The sequence below is a fragment of the uncultured Flavonifractor sp. genome, from assembly GCF_944385615.1.
Taxonomy (GTDB): domain Bacteria; phylum Bacillota; class Clostridia; order Oscillospirales; family Oscillospiraceae; genus Flavonifractor.
Genome location: NZ_CALWXV010000032.1, coordinates 1 through 21,461, shown reverse-complemented (window position 1 = coordinate 21,461; position 21,461 = coordinate 1). Strand labels below are relative to the sequence as shown.

The window sequence follows — 21,461 nt, the reverse complement described above, 5'->3', positions numbered from 1 at the left end:
CGCATGATGGTTGATCTGCTGATGACGGTATGCCTGCTGGGACTGATGTCCTTCATGCTGACCGGTCAGCAGTACCATGAGTGGATCGGCGCCGCCGCGCTGGTACTGTTCATCCTCCACCACATCCTCAATCTCTCCTGGATCCGCCAGTCAGGCCGGGGACGCTATACGCCCTATCGGGTGCTGCAGTCTCTGCTGGTGATATTGGTATTTCTGGCCATTCTGGGCTGTATGGTCAGCGGCATCGTTATGAGCCAGTATGTGTTTGCTTTCCTTCCCATCCAGGGCGGCATGTCTCTTGCAAGGCTTGCCCACATGGTATGCGTCTACTGGAGTTTCATCCTCATGTCGCTCCACCTGGGGCTGCACTGGAATATGATCCTTGGTGTGATCCGAAAGGCGGCAGGAGCGACCGCTCCGTCCGCTATGCGCACCCTTATATTGCGGCTGATGGCTGCTGCTGTGGCAGCTTACGGTATCTATGCTTTTGTAAAGCACCGATTGATCGATTATCTCTTCCTTCGCACCATGTTCGTGTTCTTCGACTACGAGCAGCCGCCCCTTCAGTTCCTGGCGGAATACCTGGCCATGATGGGGCTTTGGATCTTTTTGGCCCACTATGCCAATCAATTCATCAGAAAACATGGAGGAAAATTATGAGAAATCTGAAACGAGTATGGACATTGTTCCTGGCCCTGGCATTGGTGCTGAGCCTATGTGCTCCGGCCTATGCGGCGGTGGAGGATACCGGCTTCTCCGATGTGGAGGCGGACGCCTGGTACGCCGAGTTTGTGGTTTACTGCCGGGACAATGGCCTGATGGCCGGTACCAGCGAAACCACTTTTTCTCCCAACACCCCCACCACTCGTGCCATGATGGCGACCATCCTGTACCGTCTGGCCGGCACCCCCGCTGTCTCCGGCACTGACAGCTACACCGACACCCAGCCCGGCGCCTGGTACTCTGACGCAGTCCTGTGGGCCAGTCAGAATGGGGTGGTCAGCGGGTACGGCAACGGCCTGTTCGGTACAGACGACCCCCTCACCCGGGAACAGATGGCCGTCATGCTGTGGCGGTACTCCGGCAGCCCCTCCGCCAATGCCGGTTCGGATTTTGCCGATGAGAGCAGCATTGCCTCCTGGGCAGACACTGCGGTGGACTGGGTCAGAGAGAACGGCTATATGAGCGGTGTGGGTGCAAATCTTTTCCAGCCTCAGGGCCAGGCCACCCGCGCCCAGATGGCTACCATTCTGACCCGCTATCATCAGGATGCCGAGCCCCCCGTAACCCCCGAGCCCGAACCGGAAGTAGGCAAGACTCTGGTCGCCTATTTCTCCGCCACTGGTAACACAGAGAGCATTGCCCAGCACCTCCAGACAATTCTGAACGCCGACCTCTATGAGATTGTCCCGGAAGACCCCTATACCAGCGAGGATCTGAACTACAACAACGACGGTTGCCGGGCCAACCAGGAACAAAACGATCCCAATGCCCGGCCCGCTATTTCCGGTAGTGTAGAGCATATGGAGGACTACGATGTGGTATTCCTGGGCTACCCCATCTGGTGGGGGCAGGCCCCCAAGATCATCTACACCTTCCTGGAGAGCTATGATCTTGACGGCGTGACCATCGTGCCCTTCTGCACCTCCGGTTCCAGCGGTATCGGCTCCAGTGCTACCAACCTTCAGTCCCTGGCGCTCAATGCCAACTGGCTGTCCGGCCAGCGTTTCAGCGGCAGCGCGTCCCAGGACGCCGTAACCGCCTGGGTAGAAGGACTGGATCTTCCCGAAGCCTCTGCAGACGCCGAGGATACCCAGCCCCAGCTTTGACTGACCTTTGCGGGCAGCTTCGCGGTCCCTGTCAAAGTTGAGAATATGCTGACAATATGCTATACTATCGCCGTATAGGGAACAGAATCAGCTTTTGTCTGGTATGTTGAATAACACGGTCTTATGGGTGAAGTATGTAAAAGCTGACAGCCGGAGATAAAAAGCAGGAGCCAGAACCACAGGGGGGATCATCTTGAACTTTGACATTCAAAACGTAACCTGGACGCGGGAACCAAAGAGTTGTGTGATTACACAGGATCGAATCGAAATCGTCACAAAACCGCACACAGATCTGTGGCAAAGAACCTATTACCATTTCCGCAATGATAATGCGCCCGTACTGCAGATGGAAACGGAAGAAACCTTCTTTTCCTTTTTGGTGAAAACCGAATTTTCCGAAAGCCATCACCGTTTTGACCAGTGTGGGATCGTCGTGTATCTGGACAGCGAAAATTGGCTGAAAGGTTCTGTGGAATATGAGAATGAGCAGTTCCAGCACCTGGGCAGCGTAGTGACCAACCGCGGCTATTCTGACTGGGCGACCACGGAAATCCCTGCCTATGTAAAAACCATGTGGTACCGCTTGAGCCGCAGAGAAGATGATTTTTGTATTGAGTGCTCGGAAGACGGCAAGGCGTTTCATCAGATGCGCATCTGTCACCTAAACGAAGCCAGGGGCAAAATATCCTTTGGTATCTATGCCTGCAGCCCGGAGGACTCGTCCTTCCGCGCGGTTTTCACGAACATGGAAATGACGGACTGCAAGTGGCTGGCACATGATGGGCAGGCTCCGGATGAACCTACGGGTATACCGGCGCAGAAAAAGTAGTTGATTTCCTCAATTTCAAATCATAACACAACATAATTTCACCGCCATCCAAAATCCTCTATCCGGAATTGGATGGCGGTATTGTATTATGGATGAAATTTCTTGCGATCACAGGAAGAAACAGTTACCCATAAAGTACAGCTTTCCTTCCGGGGCCTGTTTCTATTTCCGGTCTCAGCCCTTTTATTCAAAGAGGCTCTGTCCAAAACCTCTTTTCCTGAAGACGGGTAATGAGTGCCCGGAATTTTTCCCGATCCTTTTCCAGGCAAAGGAAGTAATAGACCGCCTGGAAGTTCTCATCTTCAATGGGAATCACCACCTTATTCTCGATTGGCTGACCAGGGGCAAAGGCATCGGTCACAAAGGAGGGAAATGCGCCCAATCCCACCAGTTCTCCAAAAGCATCCCATTCACTCATGAAGAGAAAATGGGCCTGGGGCAGTTTTTCCCGGCACACCTCGGTCCAAAAGCCGATCTCCGAATAGAGCAGAAGGTTCTGATGGGCCAGGTCGGCTGCCCGGATGGCGGTCAGCCGGGCCAGAGGGTGATTGACCGGAACCAGCAGGCTGAGGTGCTCCTCCCGGTAGGGAAAGCAAAACAGTTCCTCGTCCCGGGGCGGTGGCTCATGGGTGACCACGATCTGATACCGCCCCTGTCGAAGGCCGTCCACTAACGCATTGTCCGAGCTATTCAGCTCCGGAGCAACTGCCACGCCGTCGTACAGCTCCTGAAGCAGCGGCCGGAGATCCTGAATGGGAACGGGGGCGCAGGAGCCAAGTGCAACGCTCCGCCCGGTACGCTGGGCCAGTTGTACCCGCCGCGCCAATTCCTCTGCCGCCGCAAGCACTTGCCGGGCATACTCCACGGCCACCTGTCCTACCTCGTTGAGGACAATCCGGTTTTTCTGCCGGATAAACAGAGACGCTTGCAGTTCCTCTTCCAGCGCCTGCATGGTCCGGCTCAACGAGGGCTGGGAAATATGCAGTTCCTCCGCCGCCCTGGACAGGGTGCCCTGCTCCGCAAAGGCTACCAGCTGCCGCAGCTGCTCCAGTTCCATCATAAAACGCACCTCCCGTTCGCCTCCATGATAGCAGGCCGGGCTACCCTTGACAAGTCAGTATTCATATAGTGAATACTTCTATGCGAAATCGGTTCTGTACTTTTTCTCTCTGCGCCGCTACAATCAGGTCAAAAGCCAGAAGCATACGATTTATGAATGGAGAATGCAATATGGACTATGTGACCTTGAACAACGGCGTAAAGATGCCCATGGAGGGCTTCGGAGTCTTTCAGGTGCCAGACCCGGTCCAGTGTGAGCAGGCGGTGCTGGACGCCATTGACGTGGGTTACCGCCTCATTGACACGGCGGCGGCCTACATGAATGAGCAGGCGGTTGGCGCTGCCATCGCCAAGAGTGGGGTTCCCCGGGAGGAGCTGTTCATCACCACCAAACTGTGGGTACAGGACGCCAGCTACGAGGGCGCCAAAAGAGCCATTGAGACCTCGCTCAACAACCTGGGTCTTGATTACCTGGACCTGTATCTGATCCACCAGCCGGTGGGCGACTACCCGGGCGCCTGGCGGGCCATGGAGGAGGCCTATCGGGATGGGAAACTTCGGGCCATTGGCGTGAGCAACTTCCACGCAGCCCGGCTGCTGGACTTCTGCGAGTTTGTGGATGTAAAGCCAGCCGTGGACCAGGTGGAGATCCACCCCTTCTTCCACCAGAAGGAGACCATGACAACCATGTCAGATTACGGCGTGGTCCCCGAGGCCTGGGGGCCCTTTGCCGAGGGACAGTTCGGTCTGTTCACCAACCCGGTTCTCACGGAGATTGGGCGCGGTCGCGGTAAAACTGCCGCCCAGGTGGCTCTGCGTTGGAATGTCCAGCGGGGCGTGGTGGTCATTCCCAAGACCATTCACCGGGACCGCATGGAACAGAATTTTGATATCTGGGACTTCTCCCTTACCAAGGAGGAAATGGACAGGATCGACACCCTGGATATGGGCCACAGCAGCATTGTGGACCACAATAACCCTGAGTTCATCAAGATGCTCCACAATCTGAAGATCCATCCGTAAGCCTCTTTTTGTTTACAGTCCCCCAATTTCTGAGCCGTGGACGGTGCAGAAAGGACTTGCTTCATCCTGCCCTCAGAGTTACAATGCAGACAGTTAACAGGCATAAAAAGCGCTCCCCGTCCCTGTCGGCGAAAAACACCGGCAAGGGCTGGGGAGCGTTTCTGACCACAGAACCTACCACACACCGTCCTGGACCACACGGAAACAGCATGGTCAAAGAGGCCTAAAGATGAAGTGGAGCGGAGCGGAAACGGCTAAAAACAACCAGAAACACTCGGAAAAAGTTCCAGGGGCTTGTTCGCATCTGTAAAGTCAAGTGTTCGATCCCCTTCGACCATCCCAAACTCTGTGTGAAATCTGACCAGAGGCTACTTACCCTGCCTGTTAACAATCCCACTGCAAACGATATGCTTGTAGGGCTGGCTACACGGGATCAGCAGTCCTAAAGATGCTTCCTGGTGGGTCCTCATCTGCAAGGTGCATTTTGCTACCAAGAATAGTGATTTCAAGGTATACGATCTTTTCGTACACTTAAAAGAGAGTCTCCTCTGTCCCGCACAGACAAAAGAGACTCTCTTCTTCCAACCAATGCCACAACCAACATTCTCCTCTTCCCTCCCCTACAAACAAGAAGAAGTCTCCTCTCCAACTTCCAGGAATAGGAGGATTCTCCTTCTCCCACCACCGAGAACAGAAAGTCTCCCCTCCCCTCTTCGTTCAACAAAGGACACTTTATCACGCTAAAGTTTTTTCTTCCCAGTCTCCTATTAAGTATGTCGAGCAGGCAGGCACGTGCTGTATCGTTAAAGTTTTGCAACGCTCCGTGTACGATGCAAGCGCTGTTGCGCAAGGGTTTTGTTACTACCCAAGCTGTATCGTTCAGGTTTTGCTACGACCCGGGCGGTGCTGGCCGGTTCCGCTGCGCCTCAACCGATACTGCCGGGTCTGCCGGGGCTCGACCGGGGCTGCAGGGGCTGCTGGCGGCCTCCAGGGCCGTCTGGGAGTCTTCTGCGCTGCTGCATCGTGCAGTTGTCTTGGCCGTCGCCCTGCGTGTTAGGAACAACAGCCAACCTCCAACGCTTTTCCTTGTATACAAGACTGTTTACTGCCCGTGCAAGCACGAGCGGGACAGTTGGCTTACTTTACCGGCACGCGCAGTCCACCCCCTGTGCGGCGCGCGAGAAAAATAGAGTCCTACTCTCTCACGCGGCACAGGGGGTATATCAGACCTACATTTGATCTGATCAGCGGTAATCTGCCAATCCACTCGCCTCAGTCTTCTCGCTCCATGAGGTTTGTATGAGTGGATTCCCCCGGCTTTCGCCGGCGAGAAGCCCTCCTGCCTAATTTATATGAACCCGGTCAGGCACACCCGGTTGACGGAGGTTTTAGATTACCATGCCCACGCATTCCCCCGAACAGACTTATTGCAGCGGCTCTGTCACACCAGGTCCAATTATTGATATCGCGGGCTGGTACACGCATCGACCCACGCTGCCGGCGCCTGCCGGCAGATCCTATATGCAGCCTGCTCGCTGTGGAGGTAGCTCGGTTGGAATGATGGGTTTACTCCAATCGGGTGTCCCTGGCTCCCACGCGCTACGAGGCGTTGTCTGTATATATATTATGCGGCAAATTTATATCCCATTTCACAAAAATCAATGTTGTATACAACAATCAGACCATTTATCGCGATTAAATTGCAATTTCATGCAAAAACAGTTAAAACACGTTTTTCAATGCCCCTAAAAATTTATTTTAAATTTTTTTGAGCGCAACGATATGCGGTGAAGTCTTGTTGTCATATAGCCATAGGACTATTGCTAATATATGCATGTAGCCAAAATTTGATTGGCGCGTAGGACCAGCAGCTCTCCCCCATGCCTTTATAATTACACACAGTGCTCACGACACAGTGTCGTCGCAACTGATGCATTGTTACATAGGGGTCAGAGCGCTGCTCCTGTATATATTATATGCCTTCAAAAAATATGCATCATCCTGTAGGATAAAGGCACCCAAAAGGCATCAACAAGTACTGTATACAACTTTCTGTGCGCAAAAATATCGGGCCCGCCATCTAAGGCGAGCCCGATTATTAGTTAATCAATCGTGATGGAGTCCTTTACTTTGCTCTTTCTGTGCCTTTTGCAAATAGGCAACCGCTTGCTCTGGCTCTTCGACACACCAATGGTAAAATCCAACAATCAATTGCTCTTGGGTGATGCCCATAGGCCGAATTATCTCTTCTACTTTTGCTTCAAGGTCAGCATCAATTGTAATTGTAATCAGTTCAGTGTCGTCTTCCATACATTTGCCCCCTTATTATCTATCTTATATACAAAGAAAATTCCATTGTCAAGTTATCTTTGCGCACCCACACACATATGCTCCCGGGCGTCTGCCCGATGCTGGATTGTATATGGCTTCCCAGCATCAGGCCAGTAGACAAGGGGGACAACAGAGTCCATTATTATAATGTCCTACTCTCAACGCGTTTCTTTGTATATAAGATATTATCAGTTCTCTTTGGGGCCACCATCCAAAATGAGATCCAGCCAGCAGTCGGTGCAAAACACATCATGGATCGTATACCCATATTTGCTAACCAGCGCCTGCTCGTCTACCGGCTCGGGTTTGGCCGCCTTACCCAGCATGTACAGTGCCATCTGCCGTGCATGACGCCATACCTCCGGCAATGCATATACCGCATGGGCCGGCGTCTCCCTGCCGCAGATGCTGCATTTAATTTTAGGCACATCCAGCCCTGCATTTTCAATTTCCCCGGCAATTTTTCCCACTTCCGCGTTGATCTTGCTGTCTTTTTTCATTGCAATCCTTCTTTCTTATACACATACTACTTGGTTGTTGTTAGCTCCAATCCTATTTGATTTCCAGACCATTGGAGAGGCGGTAAAAGATGATATCCTCCACTTCCCCAGTCGCAAACATCGACCGTCCTGAGGCAGGCATTGCAGCCAATGTGGCCTTATGCAGCTTTTTGACATGCCGCCTCATATCGGCCAAAGACTTTCCCAATTTGCTAAGGGCCGGTTGATCCATACGCAACAGCTTTTGCACGATTTCTTCTGCATCGCCATGATAATAGCAGATGGCGTTATACAGCAGCTCCAGGGAGATTTTTGCTTTCGCGTCATCGGTCATCTGCTCGTATGTGTCGACAGCATAACGGTAGCATTCCGTCATATTAGTTGCCCTTCCTTTCTTTATTTACAGCTGACAGGTATCGATAGGCTGTAGGACGGCTTATTTGTGCCAGCCTGGCCAGTTCGCTCACATTTATTTCTCCAATTTGATATTTAGCTAAGTATCGGAAAAAGCTATCAGGGATGCGCTCTGCCGTGATAGGAGGGCGGCCCAGTTGTTTGCCCTTAGCCCTGGCATTGGCCACGCCGGAGCGCACACGGGCCCGGATCATGCTCAACTCCAACTCTGAAAATACGGCAATGAGTTGGAGAAAGGCCACAGTCATCGGGTCCGGCTCATTTGTCCGGCAGTCAATGGTGATACTACCCAGGATCTGGAGCCTGATGCGCTTCGTTTTGATCGTCTCCACGATCGCACAAAATTGCTGCACTGAGCGGGACAGGCGGGATGGCTCTGTGATTATTACCGTATCTCCCGGGCGGACTGTATCCCACATCATATCCTGCTGCTCTTTGGTCGGTGCATCCCCGTGCTCATACTCCATCCATATCTTGGTTGCACCTGCTGCCTTGAGTTCTCGCACCTGCCTGTCAATGTCTTGTTTGCTCTCATTGGTGCTGCATCGAGCATAGCCATGTGTAACGATAATCCTCTCTGCCGTTTTCGTTACAGATTCCACCTGTTTTTGCCTCCTTCGAGCCCCCAAAAGGGGGCCCTCAACGTGTAACGGCAAACACATGTTTTACGGACAGCAGTTCTCTGCCACCCTAAGCTTTGCCTCGATTGCCTGCTCAATTTTGTCTCTAATTATCCTGCACGCCAGCCGGTAGGTACCAGGGGTAACGCCAGCGGGGGGATGCGTAGAGGTAATGGTCACAAACGCAGACATAGCCCACATCATGGTCTCCATGTCAGCGTGGGATACCAGAGGCCATAGAGCCTCATCCGTCCAGTCGATCATATCCTTATCTCTGGACACCCAGCTTAGGGTGAGCGCATGGATTTTGGCGTAACTATCCATCCATATCATGGGCAATCCTCCTGGCCCATATCGGCGCCAATGCGCGGCGTGGACTTGCCGCCCTCCCCCTGGGCAGGTACTGAGTATATCTCTCGCATCTTGTCATACATGTCACCCAGGAGCCCATCAAGGTGCTCTCTGAGCTCCAGATACTCCATGACAGTGTCGAGGCCATCATCTACGCACAGGGTATACATAGCTGCAACTGCTGCTGCCCCATCCTCCATAGCAATCATGTGCGGGCTCTCATCAATGGACAAGCACATAGTCTCAGCAATGTCCCTTGCCTGTTTTTCCTGGTCTTTTTTCTGCTGTTTTCCTCTTACTTCCTGCAAAATTTTACGATACTTGTCCACGTTTACTCCTCTCCCATCGGGTTTTGAGGCGGGAATTGATCCAGCATCTCATCCAGCAGGTCATCGATCAGATGCACCAAGCGTTCTTTTATTGCCTGATAGTGATTTACGGTATTGATATTGTGACTGACACACAGGGTGTACAGCGCTGTCAGCGCGGCTGCACCGTTGTCCAACGCGGAGAAATAGGGAGCATCGTCAACTAACCCGCACAGCGTAGGCATCAGGTACTCGATCTTACGCTCACGCTCTTCACCGTCTTGTTCCAGTACTTCTTTCAGGATCTTCCGGTATCTGTTCATGGGTCATCTCTCCTTGTTTTGTAAAACATCCAAAATGATTGTACGTGCAAACACAGCAAGTGGTGTGTTGCCGTTTTCTTTTGCCGCTTGCGAGATAGCATCATACTCATTGTCTGTTAGTAACAACCGAATACACCGATTGCGCTCCTGACGGATCTGCCGCCAAAAGGGCTCTATTTGATACTTTGCTGCCAACGAGTCCAACTGCCCAGGCTGTATGCCCATCTTTGCAGCCAAATCGCTTTTACCGTATACCACACCTGCCTCCTTGCAGGACAAGAGCCTCTCCAACAGTGGATCTGTGACACCGAGTGCCGGTCCAAACAGCGTGTCAGCATCCAGGCCAACAAGCACAGCGAGCAGTGCATATCGGTCTGGAGATGATAGCTGCCAATGCACGAGCCGTGATAGTACGGCGGCAGACAAGCTGGCAAAGTACTGCTCATAGATTTGCGCGCCATAATACGCCCTTGCCGCCTCCTGGATTTTTTCAACGCTCAGGGTCTGATACTTGCTGATCTTGTCCACCCCATATCCTGCGTTGATCAATGCTGTATGCAGATTGTTGTATCCAACCGTTGGGGCATAGTCTCTGCATAATAGCGCTGTCAGCATATCCGTTAGCGGCTCCATCCACGGGGCTTTGCCGTGTTCAACTTCCTGACATTGAACAGACCCAAGTGGGAGAAACACCTCAGATAGCCGTGCAAATTTGATGGGTACAGTAACAAGTCGGATTTTGTGCATCGGGCAGTAGCCCAAGAGGGGGATCTGATGCACTCGGCGCCAAAATGGCTCCCCATATTCCTGTGTATCTAAGAGATAACAATTAGGGCAAAATTTAAGGCCCTCTGTACCATCCGGCATCTGCGTCCGCACACTGGTAATACCTGAGCCACGGCCAACCTGTAATGCCTCCCATACCTGCCGCTTCTTATCTGTCTCAAAAAAGCGGGTATAGTATGGCAGCAGAGTATGATTGGCCAATACATCATCAATCGACAGCACCCCAGACGGCAAGTTGGACAAGATGGCGGCGCAGTCACCTCCAGGGATAAGTCTGCCATGCACCATAGGTCGACCACCGTATAGCTCACTGATAGTGGTTGCGTGCTTGGAATGCCCGGATCGCACATGGTAGCGGCAGAGGACGGAGTACCACCACTCTCCGGGGTAGGGTGTGGGAAAGTAGGTCAGCATCAACGCAACCCCATCAAATGTGCAAGCTCATTAGGGACCCAGTGCATCTTTTGGCTACCCATGATAATCCGCCTCCAGATATCCGTTTTCCTTGAGATGCGCCTCAATATCAACTCCGGCCATGTACGCCACGAGCAGATCTCCATCATCTCTCTGCGCTGCCTTACGGCCTCTTTTGTTTGCATATTGCCGAGGTATTTCTTCCTGATCCAGCGGCGGCTCTGGTACAACCATCCCAATTTCAAAATCTGAGATATGAGTTCCGGCCGCATAGGTTCGAGGTACCTTGATAGCCAGCAGTTCGATTGCCCGCTGGATCACTTTTTTATCGATGCAGCTGCGGCCTTGCAACAATGCTTGGGCCTGTGACTCTGCAAAAATCTTGATGATATAGGCCGGGATACCGCCGCTGGAATCGTACAGCTTATTGCCGATGGATGTGGTTAGCTCTGCCATCTGTACTGTGTACTGATAGGGCCATATCTTGTTCAAAAAATCGAGATATGCTCCGTCCGGTCGAAATGGTGCCAGACGGATACCTCTGGTTCTCCTCTTGAGATGCTCCTGGGAGACAAAGAGCTCCTCTGCGACTGGTGTGCCAACAAAATAGATAGAGGTCATCGTCTCGTTTGTAAGTTCAACCAGATATCGGAGCATAGGTTTTTCCTGGTGGTTTTTGCGGGCGGTCAGCACTGCATTCTGGATCTCATCGATCACTAATAAACCAACATGATTGTTAGCAAGCAAGATTTTAGTCTGCGTTGCGATGGCAGATGCAGATGCCGATCGTAGCCATTGCGCCGCAGGCAGGTACTGCGACCCGATTGTCTTGTCCAGCGCAGCCATGATGTTATAACCGAGAGTCTTGATCGAGCAATCCGAAGGGCACTCCACGTGCAGCCACAGTACCTGCTTGCAGTAACAGGGCTGCCCCTGGTACTCCATGTGCTCGATAACCTGTGGCATCGTGGACAGACACCGGTGCACAGTGGCCGTCTTTCCGCACCCCGGGACTCCCAAAATTGACCCGCTATCTGCCTGCGTGGCATAGTTGGTGTCTCGGCCACAGTAGTAGGCATTGATTGCTCTGGTCGATTCCACCACATCGGCCGTACGGTAAGTCGTAGCGATCGCACGGTATAGCGTATCATAGATGGCGTACTGGTACGGCATCGGCACATAGATGGATGCCAGAGACGGCAGCAGTCCCCGACGCTCCTCTGGAGACATCCGAGCCATATCATAGGGGATAGGGGGGTAGCTTGCCACGGCTTGGGCAAATTGTTCCGGCGAGAGCATGTCCGGCATGGCATCCAGGTACGGGTTGCCGCTGCTACCCTCGTAGATGGCCCCGACCGTATGACCGGCTGGATACTTGCTCATGTCAGTTGCCCCCTTTCTGTGAGCTTGTCCTGTTTGATTTGCTCTCCATCAACTCGCCTAATTGGCTCTCTGTGCTCAACTGCGTGCTCGACGATTGATCGGATGGCCTGGGTAGCGGCGATGCTCGATGCCATCTCTTTTTTCCTGGCCGCCTCCCTGTTCCTCTTAGTTGCTTCATATACTGCATCAACCTCGCAAGCAGCGACTTGCTGACCAATCTCAACTGCATGACATGGGCAAATCTTGTCAGCCAGGATGATATGGATACGACGTAGGTCAGATAGATCATAGGCAATCGTATAGCTGTCTCCAATGGTCAACCCATCTGCATCATCCGGGGCGTACCACATGCGATTGATCCGGATGCCCTTGCGGGTCAGCTTGGCAGTATCCCGGGACAGCGTCTGGATGTGCAACTCTTCCATGTCCACTGTCATCAATCTTGGGGACATCTCAAGCCATCTTTCTGCTGGTGTCTTACCATCGATAAGCCTCCCGCTGTTTAGGTACAGTACAGAGTGGATGACAACCCGTGCAAAATCATCAAGGTCAAGGGTTGCCTGCGTGCGGTAGTCGGTGGCCCATCGCTCTTGGGCGTCGTCCTCGATCACACCACGGCCTCGCAGCATTGGCTTGTATCTTTGCTGCAGCAGATCAATCGATTTTTCGACGGCCCCCTTGCAGTCCGGCCGAAATGGCGGTAAGGTCAGTACTTCAAGCCCGTACCGACGGCACAACTCTCCCATGCGGGGACCGAAAAACTCACGCCCCTGATCTGTGATGATCTCCGTGGGCATCCCCACCGATGGCCATTGCTCTTGGGTAATCTCGATGCCGTAGCGGGCACAATACTCCACTTTGTCAGATGCTGCCTGGGCGATACAAGCCATCACAGCAGTCTCATCGCAGCTATACCCAACATAGACCCCGGCAATCAGGTGAGTGGCTGTGTCTACCGCCAAGTAGATATACGGTCGGCCAACAACGACAGATCTGTCTGCTCTGGACACCAGATAGATATCCGCCTGTGTAGCATCCATCTGATACGATCCTGGCTGTGACCGCCATCCGGCAGACGATCCCCATGCCGGCCGGTGGTCCCGCTGGTATTTGGTCAGACCTTCCCGGGCAATTATCTTTTGAGGGTCCTTGTGGTATCCCTTGTCGTAGTAGTAGTGCCGAAACTGTGACCATGTGGGAGCATCGCTGTCGAGCTGACCATCGGGGCCCACATAATCCTCCAGCAGCATCATCTCGTAGGCAGCACGTAGGGACAACCGTTTGGCACCAAAATAGTATCGCCGGATCGCTTGCTCTATCATATGGTTGCTTTTGCTGGCCTGCTGTGTCCGCTTTTGCGTGAGTCGTCCTGTGGCAAGATACCGGTAGTACAGCCGCAGGATGCGGCGTGTCGTAGTCTGGTGCTGCTGTGCCGCCTCTGCCGCCATCTTGTAGCGCAGGGTTTTGTCTGAGATGCAGTCATCGCAGTCGAGCAGTTGTTGGATCATATTCAGGCGGGCTTCTTGAGCCGGTGTTACAGTGCGCTCGTCCATCCAGCTTTCCGGCGCTGGCACTCGCTCATACTTGTGCAGGTCGGTCTCAAAAAATGGTGGAGAGGGGCCGTTACAGTCAATAAGCCAGCAACCGGCGGGAGTTGCTATCAGGACTCTAAATGTGGCATCAAGCCGACATACAAAGCGCAGTGGTCTATCCATTCACGATCACCACCATCCACTCCGTGTCGGTCGCCGCCCAGTATCTGCGGGATAGCTCCAGGCGCTCCACACATGCTTTTTTCTTTAGCTGCTGCCTTAAAATTAACTCTCTCACCCCCGTGTGACCATCAGCGCAGCGAATCACAAAGTCGGTAGCCCATCCAGCCTGCAGGTAGTCCGTGCGTATGCCCGCCCGCGATATGCGACCCATGATGTCGGCATCCAAAGGACAACCGACCTGATAACTCTGCACCCACGGCTGCTCTTCCAGCCATTTGGCATAGTCCCTGGCCCACTTACTGTGCAGGCATACGATATCTCCGTTCTTGTTGCTATAAAATCGGATGTCTCGTGTGTGCTCTCCCGTCCGTTCCATGTATCTTGCCTCCCTAAATAGTTACTCCTCCAGCTATTTCTGTACCAGCAATTTTTGCTTATCTCCTTGAATTAACTCAAAATTTTGATGATGTCACGGAATTAACTCAAAATTTTGCGTTCAAAAATTGAATTAAATCAAAAATCTGATGATGCTACCTGCAAATTTTTCATTTAATTCAGTTTTTGCTGTCAATTTTTTGACTTAAATACCATTTCTCTTAGATACCATGTGATCGTCCCACTCCAACCTGGTCGTTTGTCCAACCATTTTGACCGTCGGACGCCGGCCCCATCTTTCTCGAAAAAAGTTCCAAATTAGTTCTAAATCAAGCCAAAACCGGGCAAAGAGTAAAAAAGAAATAAAAAAAGAGCCCGGGGAAACGAATTTCCTCGGACTCTTGTGGGAGTCATTATTTAGGGACAATGTGCTTGTTTGCGGGGGGATGAGCACACAATTACTTACCCAGCTGCTTGGCGATCTCCTCAGCGAAGTTCTCCTGCTTCTTCTCGATGCCCTCGCCCTTCTCAAAGCGCACAGCGTTCTTGAAGGTAATGGTGCCGCCCAGAGCCTTGGCAGCGTTGGCCACATACTGCTCCACAGACATGGAGTTGTCCTTCACGAACTCCTGCTGCAGCAGGCAGTTCTCCTTGTAGAACTTGCCCATCTTGCCGGCCACAATGCCCTCCTTCACCTTGTCAGGCTTGGAAGCCATCTTGGGATCGTTGGACATCTGGACCAGGAGGATCTTCTTCTCCTCCTCCAGGGTGGCGTCATCCACCTGGCTCTTGTCCCAGAAACGGGGATTCAGAGCAGCGATCTGCATGGCCACGTCCTTACCCACGGTCTCCACCTTGTCGGCAGCCAGGTCGGTCTCCAGGTTGACCAGCACACCGATCTTGCCGCCAGCGTGGATATAGGGCACACTGACGCCGTCGGTGAAGAAGGTAAAGCGGCGGACCTTGATGTTCTCGCCGATGACCAGCACCATCTCCTGCTGCTCCTCCTGCACGGTACGGCCGTTGCCGAAGGGCAGAGCCATCAGGGCGTCCAGATCGGCGGGCTTGTTGGCGGCCACAACAGCGGCCACGCCCTTCACGAAGTCCACAAACTTCTCGTTCTTACCCACGAAGTCGGTCTCGGCGTTGACCTCGACCACCACGCCCACACCGTCGATGACAGCGGCGTAAGCCATACCCTCGGCGGCGATGCGGCCGGCCTTCTTCTGAGAAGCGGCCAGACCCTTCTCACGGAGGATCTCAATCGCCTTATCCATGTTGCCCTCGGCCTCGGTGAGGGCCTTCTTGCAGTCCATCATGCCCACGCCGGTCATCTCGCGCAGGGCCTGTACGTCTTTTGCAGTGATTGCCATGATCACATTACCTCCATCTCAAATATCAAAAGGAGCGCCTGCCCGCGCGGGCGGGCGCTCCTGTCATTCGCTGGGATCCAATTACTCCTCGGTCTTCTCGGGCTCCTCGGCGGCATCCTGGCCCTGCTTGCCCTCCTGGATGGCATTGGCCATCACACCGGAGATCAGCTTGATGGCGCGGATAGCGTCGTCGTTGCCGGGGATCACATAGTCGATCTCATCGGGATCACAGTTGGTGTCCACGATAGCCACGATGGGGATATTCAGCTTGCGGGCCTCGTTGATGGCGTTGCGCTCCTTGCGAGGGTCCACCACGAACAGAGCGCCGGGGAGCTTCTTCATCTCCACAACGCCGCCCAGGTACTTCTCCAGCTTGGCGATCTCGCCCAGGTGCTTCATAACTTCCTTCTTGGGCAACATGTCGAAGGTGCCGTCCTCCTGCATCTTCTTCAGCTGGTTCAGGCGCTCCACGCGGCCGCGCATGGTCTTGAAGTTGGTGAGCATACCGCCCAGCCAGCGGGCATTCACATAGTACATGCCCACGCGCTCAGCCTCTTCCTTGATGGCCTCCTGAGCCTGCTTCTTGGTGCCCACGAAGAGCAGGGTCTGACCGTTCTCGCCCAGAGTGCGGACGAAGTTGTAGGCCTCCTCCAGCTTCTTCACGGTCTTCTGCAGGTCGATGATATAGATGCCGTTGCGCTCGGTGTAGATATAGGTGGCCATCTTGGGGTTCCAGCGACGGGTCTGGTGACCGAAGTGGACGCCCGCCTCGAGAAGCTGCTTCATAGATACGACTGCCATGGTAAAATTCCTCCTTTAATTGTTGATTCCTCCACCCGGTTCATCCGTGGCCGGCCAACCTCCAAGCGGAAGCACCTGGCCCCCCGTCCGCGGGTGTGCGTAATCATGCCCGGATATCATATCACAGTGTGTCCCATTTGGCAAGATTTTTTTCATTTTCAGGTCAAAAAAGAGGCCTGATGGATTGCGGGTCTTTGAGGCTGTCGAAAAAGACCTACAGGTCTTTTCGACAAGCTGGCTCTCCCAGCAGAAAATAAACGCATTTTCGTTCCGTCAGGCCGCCATACGGTCCCGCCACCAGGCCGCCGACGCCTCCCATGCCGAGGCGTTTTCCTCGGTCTGTCTTCTGGGGACCAGACCCACTTCCTCAGTGAGAAAGCGGCCCAGCCAAGCGGAAAAAAGGGCGGCTCCGTCCTGATTCAGGTGGCTTCCATCATAAAGATGCTCCGTGGGAATCAGGCCAATCTCCTCAAAGCTGGCCGTCCAGTCATAGACCAAAGTTTCAGGGTCCAGATCCAAAATGTCCGCTTTGTTGCGGGCGTAGGCCTCTGGCGTACAGCGGGTATAGCTGGGATTGAAGACAACGATAGGCTGTGCGCCGTTGTCCCGGCAAAGATCCAGGATCTTGCCCAGCCATTCCAGATTGGCGGCGTAATCCTCCGGGGATACCTGCCGGTCCTGTACATAAGCGGTCTCCCCCACTCCCTCCAGCACCTGATCCATGGGGGTAAACCCCTTGTAATAGTCGGCTTTCGCCGGGGAAACCGCTTTTTTCACATCGCTCCACCCGATCTCCTGCCAGCGGCTGTGGTAAAAGTAGAGGTCAAACAGCAATCCGACCCGCAGCTCCGGCTCGGCTGCCGTGAAGATCACACCCAGCTTGTTTGGAGAAAAGGGCATCTGGACCACATTCGGCTGGGTGTAATTCTGATACTGTTTAAAATAGAGCGAGGTCCCCTCCAGCACCACAGCAGAGGGGGATTGGGTGCGGAAGATCTGCTTCAAATACCAGTAAGTGATAGACAGCGGCTGCTCGCCGCCCGCCATCACATAGCCGGTGAGGCCGGAGGCGTCATAGACCAGGGAGGGGTTAAAATCGCAGTAGGCAAAGGAGCTGCCCAGGTAGATCACATCCAGACTGTCCTCCGGTTCTGCCCGGAACGCAGACCAGGTGGAGCCGTAGGAGGTCTGGGTTGGGCGCAGTACATCAGAAGCAAAATTGATCATCAGCCCTGTCAAGACCAGAAAAAGAAGGGCAAAAAAGCACTCTTTTCCTTTGTTCGGTCGTCTCATGTTCCGCCCCCCTAAAAGCTGAATCCATAGAGAAAATCCTGGGCGTCATAGCCTGTTCCATAGCTGCCGAAGATCAGACAACCAAACAGGAGCACCCACAAAATAGCCCATCTCACCAAGCGGGGCTGCTTCAGATAGGCCTTCCGCAAATCGTACCGCCGGCTCAGCAGATCCACCAGCAGCAACAGCAGCAGGCCTGCTGCCGCCGCCAGCAGCTCCCACCGGTCCAGTCCCATGCTCTGTCTCACCCACAGCGGTCCATGGAGCATCCCACCCAACACTGCCAGAGCGTTGGACAGAGAACTGGCCTTGAAAAATACCCAGGCCACCGTGGCCAGCAGGAAGGTAATCAGGATCTGGACCCCATGCCGGAAGGGTCCGTCTTCTGGGATGTGGAGCATCCGGTATCCTCTGTTCCGCAGCGGCGCGGTCACAGCCCCCATCACCTGATACAGGCCGTTGAGCAGCCCCCACACCACAAACGTCATAGCTGCGCCATGCCACAGGCCGCTGACCGCAAAGACAATGAGGACATTGCGGTATTTCCGGGCCGTCCCCCACCGGGAGCCGCCCAGAGGGATATAAAGATAGTCCCGGAACCAGCTGGACAGAGACATATGCCAGCGCCGCCAGAATTCCGCGATGGAACGGGAAAAATAGGGGGCATCGAAATTTTCCCGCAAGGTAAATCCCATGCTGTCCGCCACCCCCAGAGCCATATTGGTATAGGAGGAAAAGTCACAGTAGATTTGCAGCGAGAAGGCCACCGCGCCGCCCATCAGCTGTAACGCCCCATAGGTCTCAGGCGCGGCAAAAATGGTATTGACCAGCACAGCCAGCCGGTCGGCCAACACCATTTTCTGAAAGGCCCCCCATAAAAAACGGACCAGCCCCTGCCGGAAGCGGTCCCAGTCAAAGGCGTGGCAGGTCTGAAACTGGGGCATAAGCTCCTCTGCCCGGCCGATAGGGCCGGACACCACCTGGGGGAAGAAGGAGAGAAACAGAGCGTACAGCAGGAAATTTCGCTGAGCGCCCACTTTTCCCCGCCATACGTCCATGATATATCCCATGGCCTGAAACAGGTAAAAGGAGATGCCTACCGGCAGCACAATGTCCAGCACCGGCGCATTCCATACCATCCCCACCGCGCCCAGCAGACCGGCCGCCAGGGAGAGGGCGAAGTTGACATACTTAAAGAGGAAGAGCAAAACCAGATCCGTTATCAGGCAGAGGGCCAGCACCCACCGTCTGCGCCGCCGCTCCAAAGCCAGCCCCGTTCCGTAGGAGGTGAGGATCACAAAGAGCAGCAGGGTGAGATAGACCGGCTTGGCGCACAGGTAGAAAAACCAGCTGGCCAGCAGCAGCCACAGATTTCGTATCCGGCGGGGCAGCAGGAAATAGCCCAGTGCCGTTACCGGGAAAAACAGAAAAAAGGGCAGAGACAAAAACGTCATCTGCGTTCACATCCTTCACAGCATAAGGCTGCCGCAGTTGCTCCGGCAGATCCACCCCACCGGAGCCCACCGCGGCAAGCCCTCATTTTTCTCTTTATTTTTCCATCTGGGCGCTCATGGCCTGGTCAAAGTGCTCGTTGATCTGCTTGGTAAACTCCAGCGCGGCATTATAGCCCATCTTCTTGTGGCGGTTGTTCATGGCCGCCACCTCGATGATGACCGCCAGATTCCGGCCGGGCTTCACCGGGATGGTGAGGGAGGGCACCTGAACATCCAAAATGGTGGTGTACAGGTTTTCCAGCCCCAGCCGGTCATACATGGCCCCATCCTTCCACTGTTCCAGGTTGATGACCATGTCGATCTCGCTCTCTTCCTTGACGGCGCTCATACCGAACAGACGGCGCACGTCGATGACGCCGATGCCCCGCAGCTCGATATAGTGGCGGATGAGCTCAGGGGCGGTACCCACCAGTCCCCGGGTAACGGTCTGCTTGATTTCCACGGCGTCGTCGGCAATCAGGCGGTGTCCACGCTTTACCAGCTCGATGGCGGTCTCGCTCTTGCCCACGCCGGACTCGCCCAGCAGCAGCACGCCTTCGCCATACACCTCCACCAATACCCCGTGGCGGGTGATGCGGGGGGCCAAATACGTCTTTAAGGAGGCAATGATGGTGCTCATGAGTACGCTGGTGGTGTCCTGGCTGCGGAGCACCGTCCGGTCATACTTCTCCGCCATCTCCATGCACTCGGGATAGGGCTCGATCCCCCTGGAAACAATGAGGGCGGGGATCTCCTGGCTGAGCAGCTGCTCAAAGCTCTCCCGCCGCTGCTCCGGGGTCAGGCCGGACAGGTAGGTATCCTCCACCTTTCCAATGACCTGGAGCCGGTGGGGGTCGAAATAGTCAAAAAATCCGGTGAGCTGTAAACCGGGACGATTCACATCCTCGGTGCGGATGTCCTGCTCCTCGTAGTTGGGGGCTCCCCGGAGTACCTCCAGATTAAATTCCTTGATGAGCTTCCCCAGCTTGACGGTGTATAAACTCTCCATGCCGCTACCTCCTGTTACCCTTTTTCACTGTATGGTGTCAATTTGTTTTATTATACCATTTTCTCCGCAGCAAATGCAACCAGTCATCCTGGCCCGCTCCTGATTTTCTCTTGGGCTCTCTCTATCGCCCCTTACGGAAAATTCCCAAGCTTTTTCAAAAAAACACTTGCATTTTTTCAAAACATCTGCTATCATATCGTTCGATGCTTTTATAAGCGTATCCTGACGAGCGAGGAGGTATAAGCGAATGGCCAAATGTGAATTTTGCGACAAGGGCGTTGTCTTCGGCATCAAGGTGTCCCACTCTCACCGCCGCACCAACCGCCCCTGGAAGCCCAATGTGAAGCGCGTCAAGGCGATCGTCAACGGCACGCCCAAGCACGTTTATGTGTGCACCAGATGCCTCCGTTCGGGTAAGGTCACCCGCGCTGTGTGATTGACCAAATAGAAAAGGGACTGCCCGGCAGGGCGGTCCTTTTTTCATTTCCAGGCATGACAAGGTTTCTCTTCTATGGTATACTGAAGGCAGTTTTACAAATGAGGAGGTCCTGCTGATGAGCGACTGTCTGTTCTGTAAGATCGCCGCCGGGGAGATCCCGTCTAACAAGGTCTATGAGGACGATCAGGTCTTTGCCTTCTATGACATTGATCCCCAGGCGCCCACCCATTTCCTGGTGATCCCCAAGGCCCATATCGGCTCCTGCGGAGAGATCACGGCGGAAAACGCCGGTGTGGTGGCCCACATCTTTGAGGTCATCTCCAAGGTGACCCAGGAAAAGGGGATCACCGATTTCCGGGTGGTGTCCAACTGCGGGGAGCAGGCGGGCCAGTCGGTCCACCATCTGCACTTCCATGTGCTGGCGGGCCGGGATATGACCTGGCCTCCCGGCTAAAGGGAAAGTATTTCACCAAAAAGAAAGCCGCTGACCTTGTCAGCGGCTTTCTCAGTTTGTTGAAAAACCTCTCGGCAAAGAAGCCTCGCAGAGTTCCGCCGCCTCCAGGCGGCGGAATCAAATTGAAATCCGTCCTTTCCGGGGACATGTGCCTCGGAAAGGACACTTCTCATGACGAATGGGGTGACAATTTCGTGAGAAATCGAACCCCATCCGTCATGCAACTCTTTGTCGAAAAAGACCTTAGGTCTTTTTCGACATTCTTAGAGCACCTAACAAAACCTGAGAAAAAGAGATTGATGTGGTAAAATGGTAGAGGGGGTGAAGAATATGCCCCAA

Annotated in this window: 23 protein-coding genes; 6 read left to right on the top strand and 17 right to left on the bottom strand. The window is 53.9% G+C overall.

What is annotated here, in order from left to right; genetic code table 11:
- Window positions 1-3 precede the first annotated feature (3 nt).
- From Q0J75_RS09095 to Q0J75_RS09080, 3 genes are all read left to right on the top strand, one after another.
- A complete protein-coding gene (locus Q0J75_RS09095) occupies window positions 4-660 on the top strand; it encodes a DUF4405 domain-containing protein (RefSeq protein ID WP_297199929.1) in 657 nt (218 codons plus the stop codon).
- The gene (locus Q0J75_RS13210; RefSeq protein WP_363315731.1) at window positions 657-1,829 is read left to right on the top strand and encodes a flavodoxin; all 1,173 of its coding nucleotides are present in this window, start codon (window positions 657-659) and stop codon (window positions 1,827-1,829) included. Before Q0J75_RS09095 ends, Q0J75_RS13210 begins: the two co-directional genes overlap by 4 nt.
- A gap of 193 nt (window positions 1,830-2,022) precedes the next feature.
- Complete coding sequence (locus tag Q0J75_RS09080; protein ID WP_297199926.1) at window positions 2,023-2,658, top strand: DUF1349 domain-containing protein; 636 nt, start codon at window positions 2,023-2,025, stop codon at window positions 2,656-2,658.
- Window positions 2,659-2,845: 187 nt separating this feature from the next.
- On the opposite strand, the gene Q0J75_RS09075 is transcribed toward Q0J75_RS09080, so the two are convergent.
- Complete coding sequence (locus Q0J75_RS09075; protein ID WP_297199923.1) at window positions 2,846-3,718, bottom strand: LysR family transcriptional regulator; 873 nt, start codon at window positions 3,716-3,718, stop codon at window positions 2,846-2,848.
- Between the two features lie 170 nt (window positions 3,719-3,888).
- Here Q0J75_RS09075 and Q0J75_RS09070 point away from each other — a divergent pair, with 170 nt between their 5' ends.
- On the top strand, window positions 3,889-4,740 hold the full coding sequence (locus Q0J75_RS09070) for an aldo/keto reductase (RefSeq protein WP_297199919.1): 852 nt from the start codon (window positions 3,889-3,891) through the stop codon (window positions 4,738-4,740).
- A 2,106-nt stretch (window positions 4,741-6,846) separates the two neighbouring features.
- On the opposite strand, the gene Q0J75_RS09065 is transcribed toward Q0J75_RS09070, so the two are convergent.
- The 16 genes from Q0J75_RS09065 to hprK all read right to left on the bottom strand — a co-directional run bounded on the left by Q0J75_RS09065 (window position 6,847) and on the right by hprK (window position 20,229).
- Window positions 6,847-7,050, bottom strand: a complete 204-nt coding sequence (locus tag Q0J75_RS09065) for a hypothetical protein (protein WP_297199916.1) — start codon at window positions 7,048-7,050, stop codon at window positions 6,847-6,849.
- A 209-nt stretch (window positions 7,051-7,259) separates the two neighbouring features.
- Window positions 7,260-7,571, bottom strand: coding sequence for a hypothetical protein (locus Q0J75_RS09060; protein WP_297199913.1), 312 nt, complete (start codon window positions 7,569-7,571; stop codon window positions 7,260-7,262).
- Window positions 7,572-7,623: 52 nt separating this feature from the next.
- Complete coding sequence (locus Q0J75_RS09055; RefSeq protein WP_297199910.1) at window positions 7,624-7,947, bottom strand: hypothetical protein; 324 nt, start codon at window positions 7,945-7,947, stop codon at window positions 7,624-7,626.
- 1 nt (window position 7,948) lies between these two features.
- Entirely contained in the window at window positions 7,949-8,587 is a 639-nt protein-coding gene (locus Q0J75_RS09050) for a recombinase family protein (RefSeq protein ID WP_297199907.1), read from the bottom strand.
- Window positions 8,588-8,650: 63 nt separating this feature from the next.
- On the bottom strand, window positions 8,651-8,938 hold the full coding sequence (locus Q0J75_RS09045) for a hypothetical protein (protein WP_297199904.1): 288 nt from the start codon (window positions 8,936-8,938) through the stop codon (window positions 8,651-8,653).
- Window positions 8,935-9,285, bottom strand: coding sequence for a hypothetical protein (locus Q0J75_RS09040; protein WP_297199901.1), 351 nt, complete (start codon window positions 9,283-9,285; stop codon window positions 8,935-8,937). Before Q0J75_RS09040 ends, Q0J75_RS09045 begins: the two co-directional genes overlap by 4 nt.
- 2 nt (window positions 9,286-9,287) lie before the next feature.
- Window positions 9,288-9,587, bottom strand: a complete 300-nt coding sequence (locus Q0J75_RS09035; RefSeq protein WP_297199898.1) for a hypothetical protein — start codon at window positions 9,585-9,587, stop codon at window positions 9,288-9,290.
- A gap of 3 nt (window positions 9,588-9,590) precedes the next feature.
- Window positions 9,591-10,787 (bottom strand): TniQ family protein, encoded by a 1,197-nt coding sequence (locus tag Q0J75_RS09030; RefSeq protein WP_297199895.1) that lies wholly within the window; start codon window positions 10,785-10,787, stop codon window positions 9,591-9,593.
- 54 nt (window positions 10,788-10,841) lie between these two features.
- Entirely contained in the window at window positions 10,842-12,170 is a 1,329-nt protein-coding gene (locus Q0J75_RS09025; RefSeq protein ID WP_297199892.1) for an AAA family ATPase, read from the bottom strand.
- The gene (locus tag Q0J75_RS09020) at window positions 12,167-13,723 is read right to left on the bottom strand and encodes a Mu transposase C-terminal domain-containing protein (protein WP_297199890.1); all 1,557 of its coding nucleotides are present in this window, start codon (window positions 13,721-13,723) and stop codon (window positions 12,167-12,169) included. The genes Q0J75_RS09025 and Q0J75_RS09020 overlap by 4 nt, the downstream gene beginning before the upstream one ends.
- Window positions 13,724-13,877: 154 nt before the next feature.
- Window positions 13,878-14,261 carry a hypothetical protein gene (locus Q0J75_RS09015; RefSeq protein ID WP_148316740.1) on the bottom strand — a complete coding sequence of 128 codons (384 nt, stop codon included), beginning with the start codon at window positions 14,259-14,261 and terminating at the stop codon, window positions 13,878-13,880.
- Window positions 14,262-14,718: 457 nt separating this feature from the next.
- Window positions 14,719-15,633, bottom strand: a complete 915-nt coding sequence (tsf, locus tag Q0J75_RS09010; protein ID WP_297199885.1) for a translation elongation factor Ts — start codon at window positions 15,631-15,633, stop codon at window positions 14,719-14,721.
- A gap of 81 nt (window positions 15,634-15,714) precedes the next feature.
- A complete protein-coding gene (gene rpsB, locus Q0J75_RS09005; RefSeq protein ID WP_297199882.1) occupies window positions 15,715-16,434 on the bottom strand; it encodes a 30S ribosomal protein S2 in 720 nt (239 codons plus the stop codon).
- Window positions 16,435-16,707: 273 nt separating this feature from the next.
- Window positions 16,708-17,727 (bottom strand): hypothetical protein, encoded by a 1,020-nt coding sequence (locus Q0J75_RS09000; RefSeq protein WP_297199879.1) that lies wholly within the window; start codon window positions 17,725-17,727, stop codon window positions 16,708-16,710.
- A gap of 11 nt (window positions 17,728-17,738) precedes the next feature.
- Entirely contained in the window at window positions 17,739-19,181 is a 1,443-nt protein-coding gene (locus tag Q0J75_RS08995; RefSeq protein ID WP_297199876.1) for an MBOAT family O-acyltransferase, read from the bottom strand.
- 94 nt (window positions 19,182-19,275) lie between these two features.
- Window positions 19,276-20,229 (bottom strand): HPr(Ser) kinase/phosphatase, encoded by a 954-nt coding sequence (hprK, locus tag Q0J75_RS08990; protein ID WP_297199874.1) that lies wholly within the window; start codon window positions 20,227-20,229, stop codon window positions 19,276-19,278.
- Window positions 20,230-20,476: 247 nt separating this feature from the next.
- On the opposite strand from hprK, the gene rpmB reads away from it, so the two are divergent.
- Together rpmB and Q0J75_RS08980 are read left to right on the top strand one after the other, a co-directional pair.
- The gene (gene rpmB / locus Q0J75_RS08985) at window positions 20,477-20,665 is read left to right on the top strand and encodes a 50S ribosomal protein L28 (RefSeq protein ID WP_087188236.1); all 189 of its coding nucleotides are present in this window, start codon (window positions 20,477-20,479) and stop codon (window positions 20,663-20,665) included.
- A 118-nt stretch (window positions 20,666-20,783) separates the two neighbouring features.
- Window positions 20,784-21,122, top strand: a complete 339-nt coding sequence (locus tag Q0J75_RS08980; protein ID WP_297199873.1) for a histidine triad nucleotide-binding protein — start codon at window positions 20,784-20,786, stop codon at window positions 21,120-21,122.
- The last annotated feature ends 339 nt before the right edge of the window (window positions 21,123-21,461 follow it).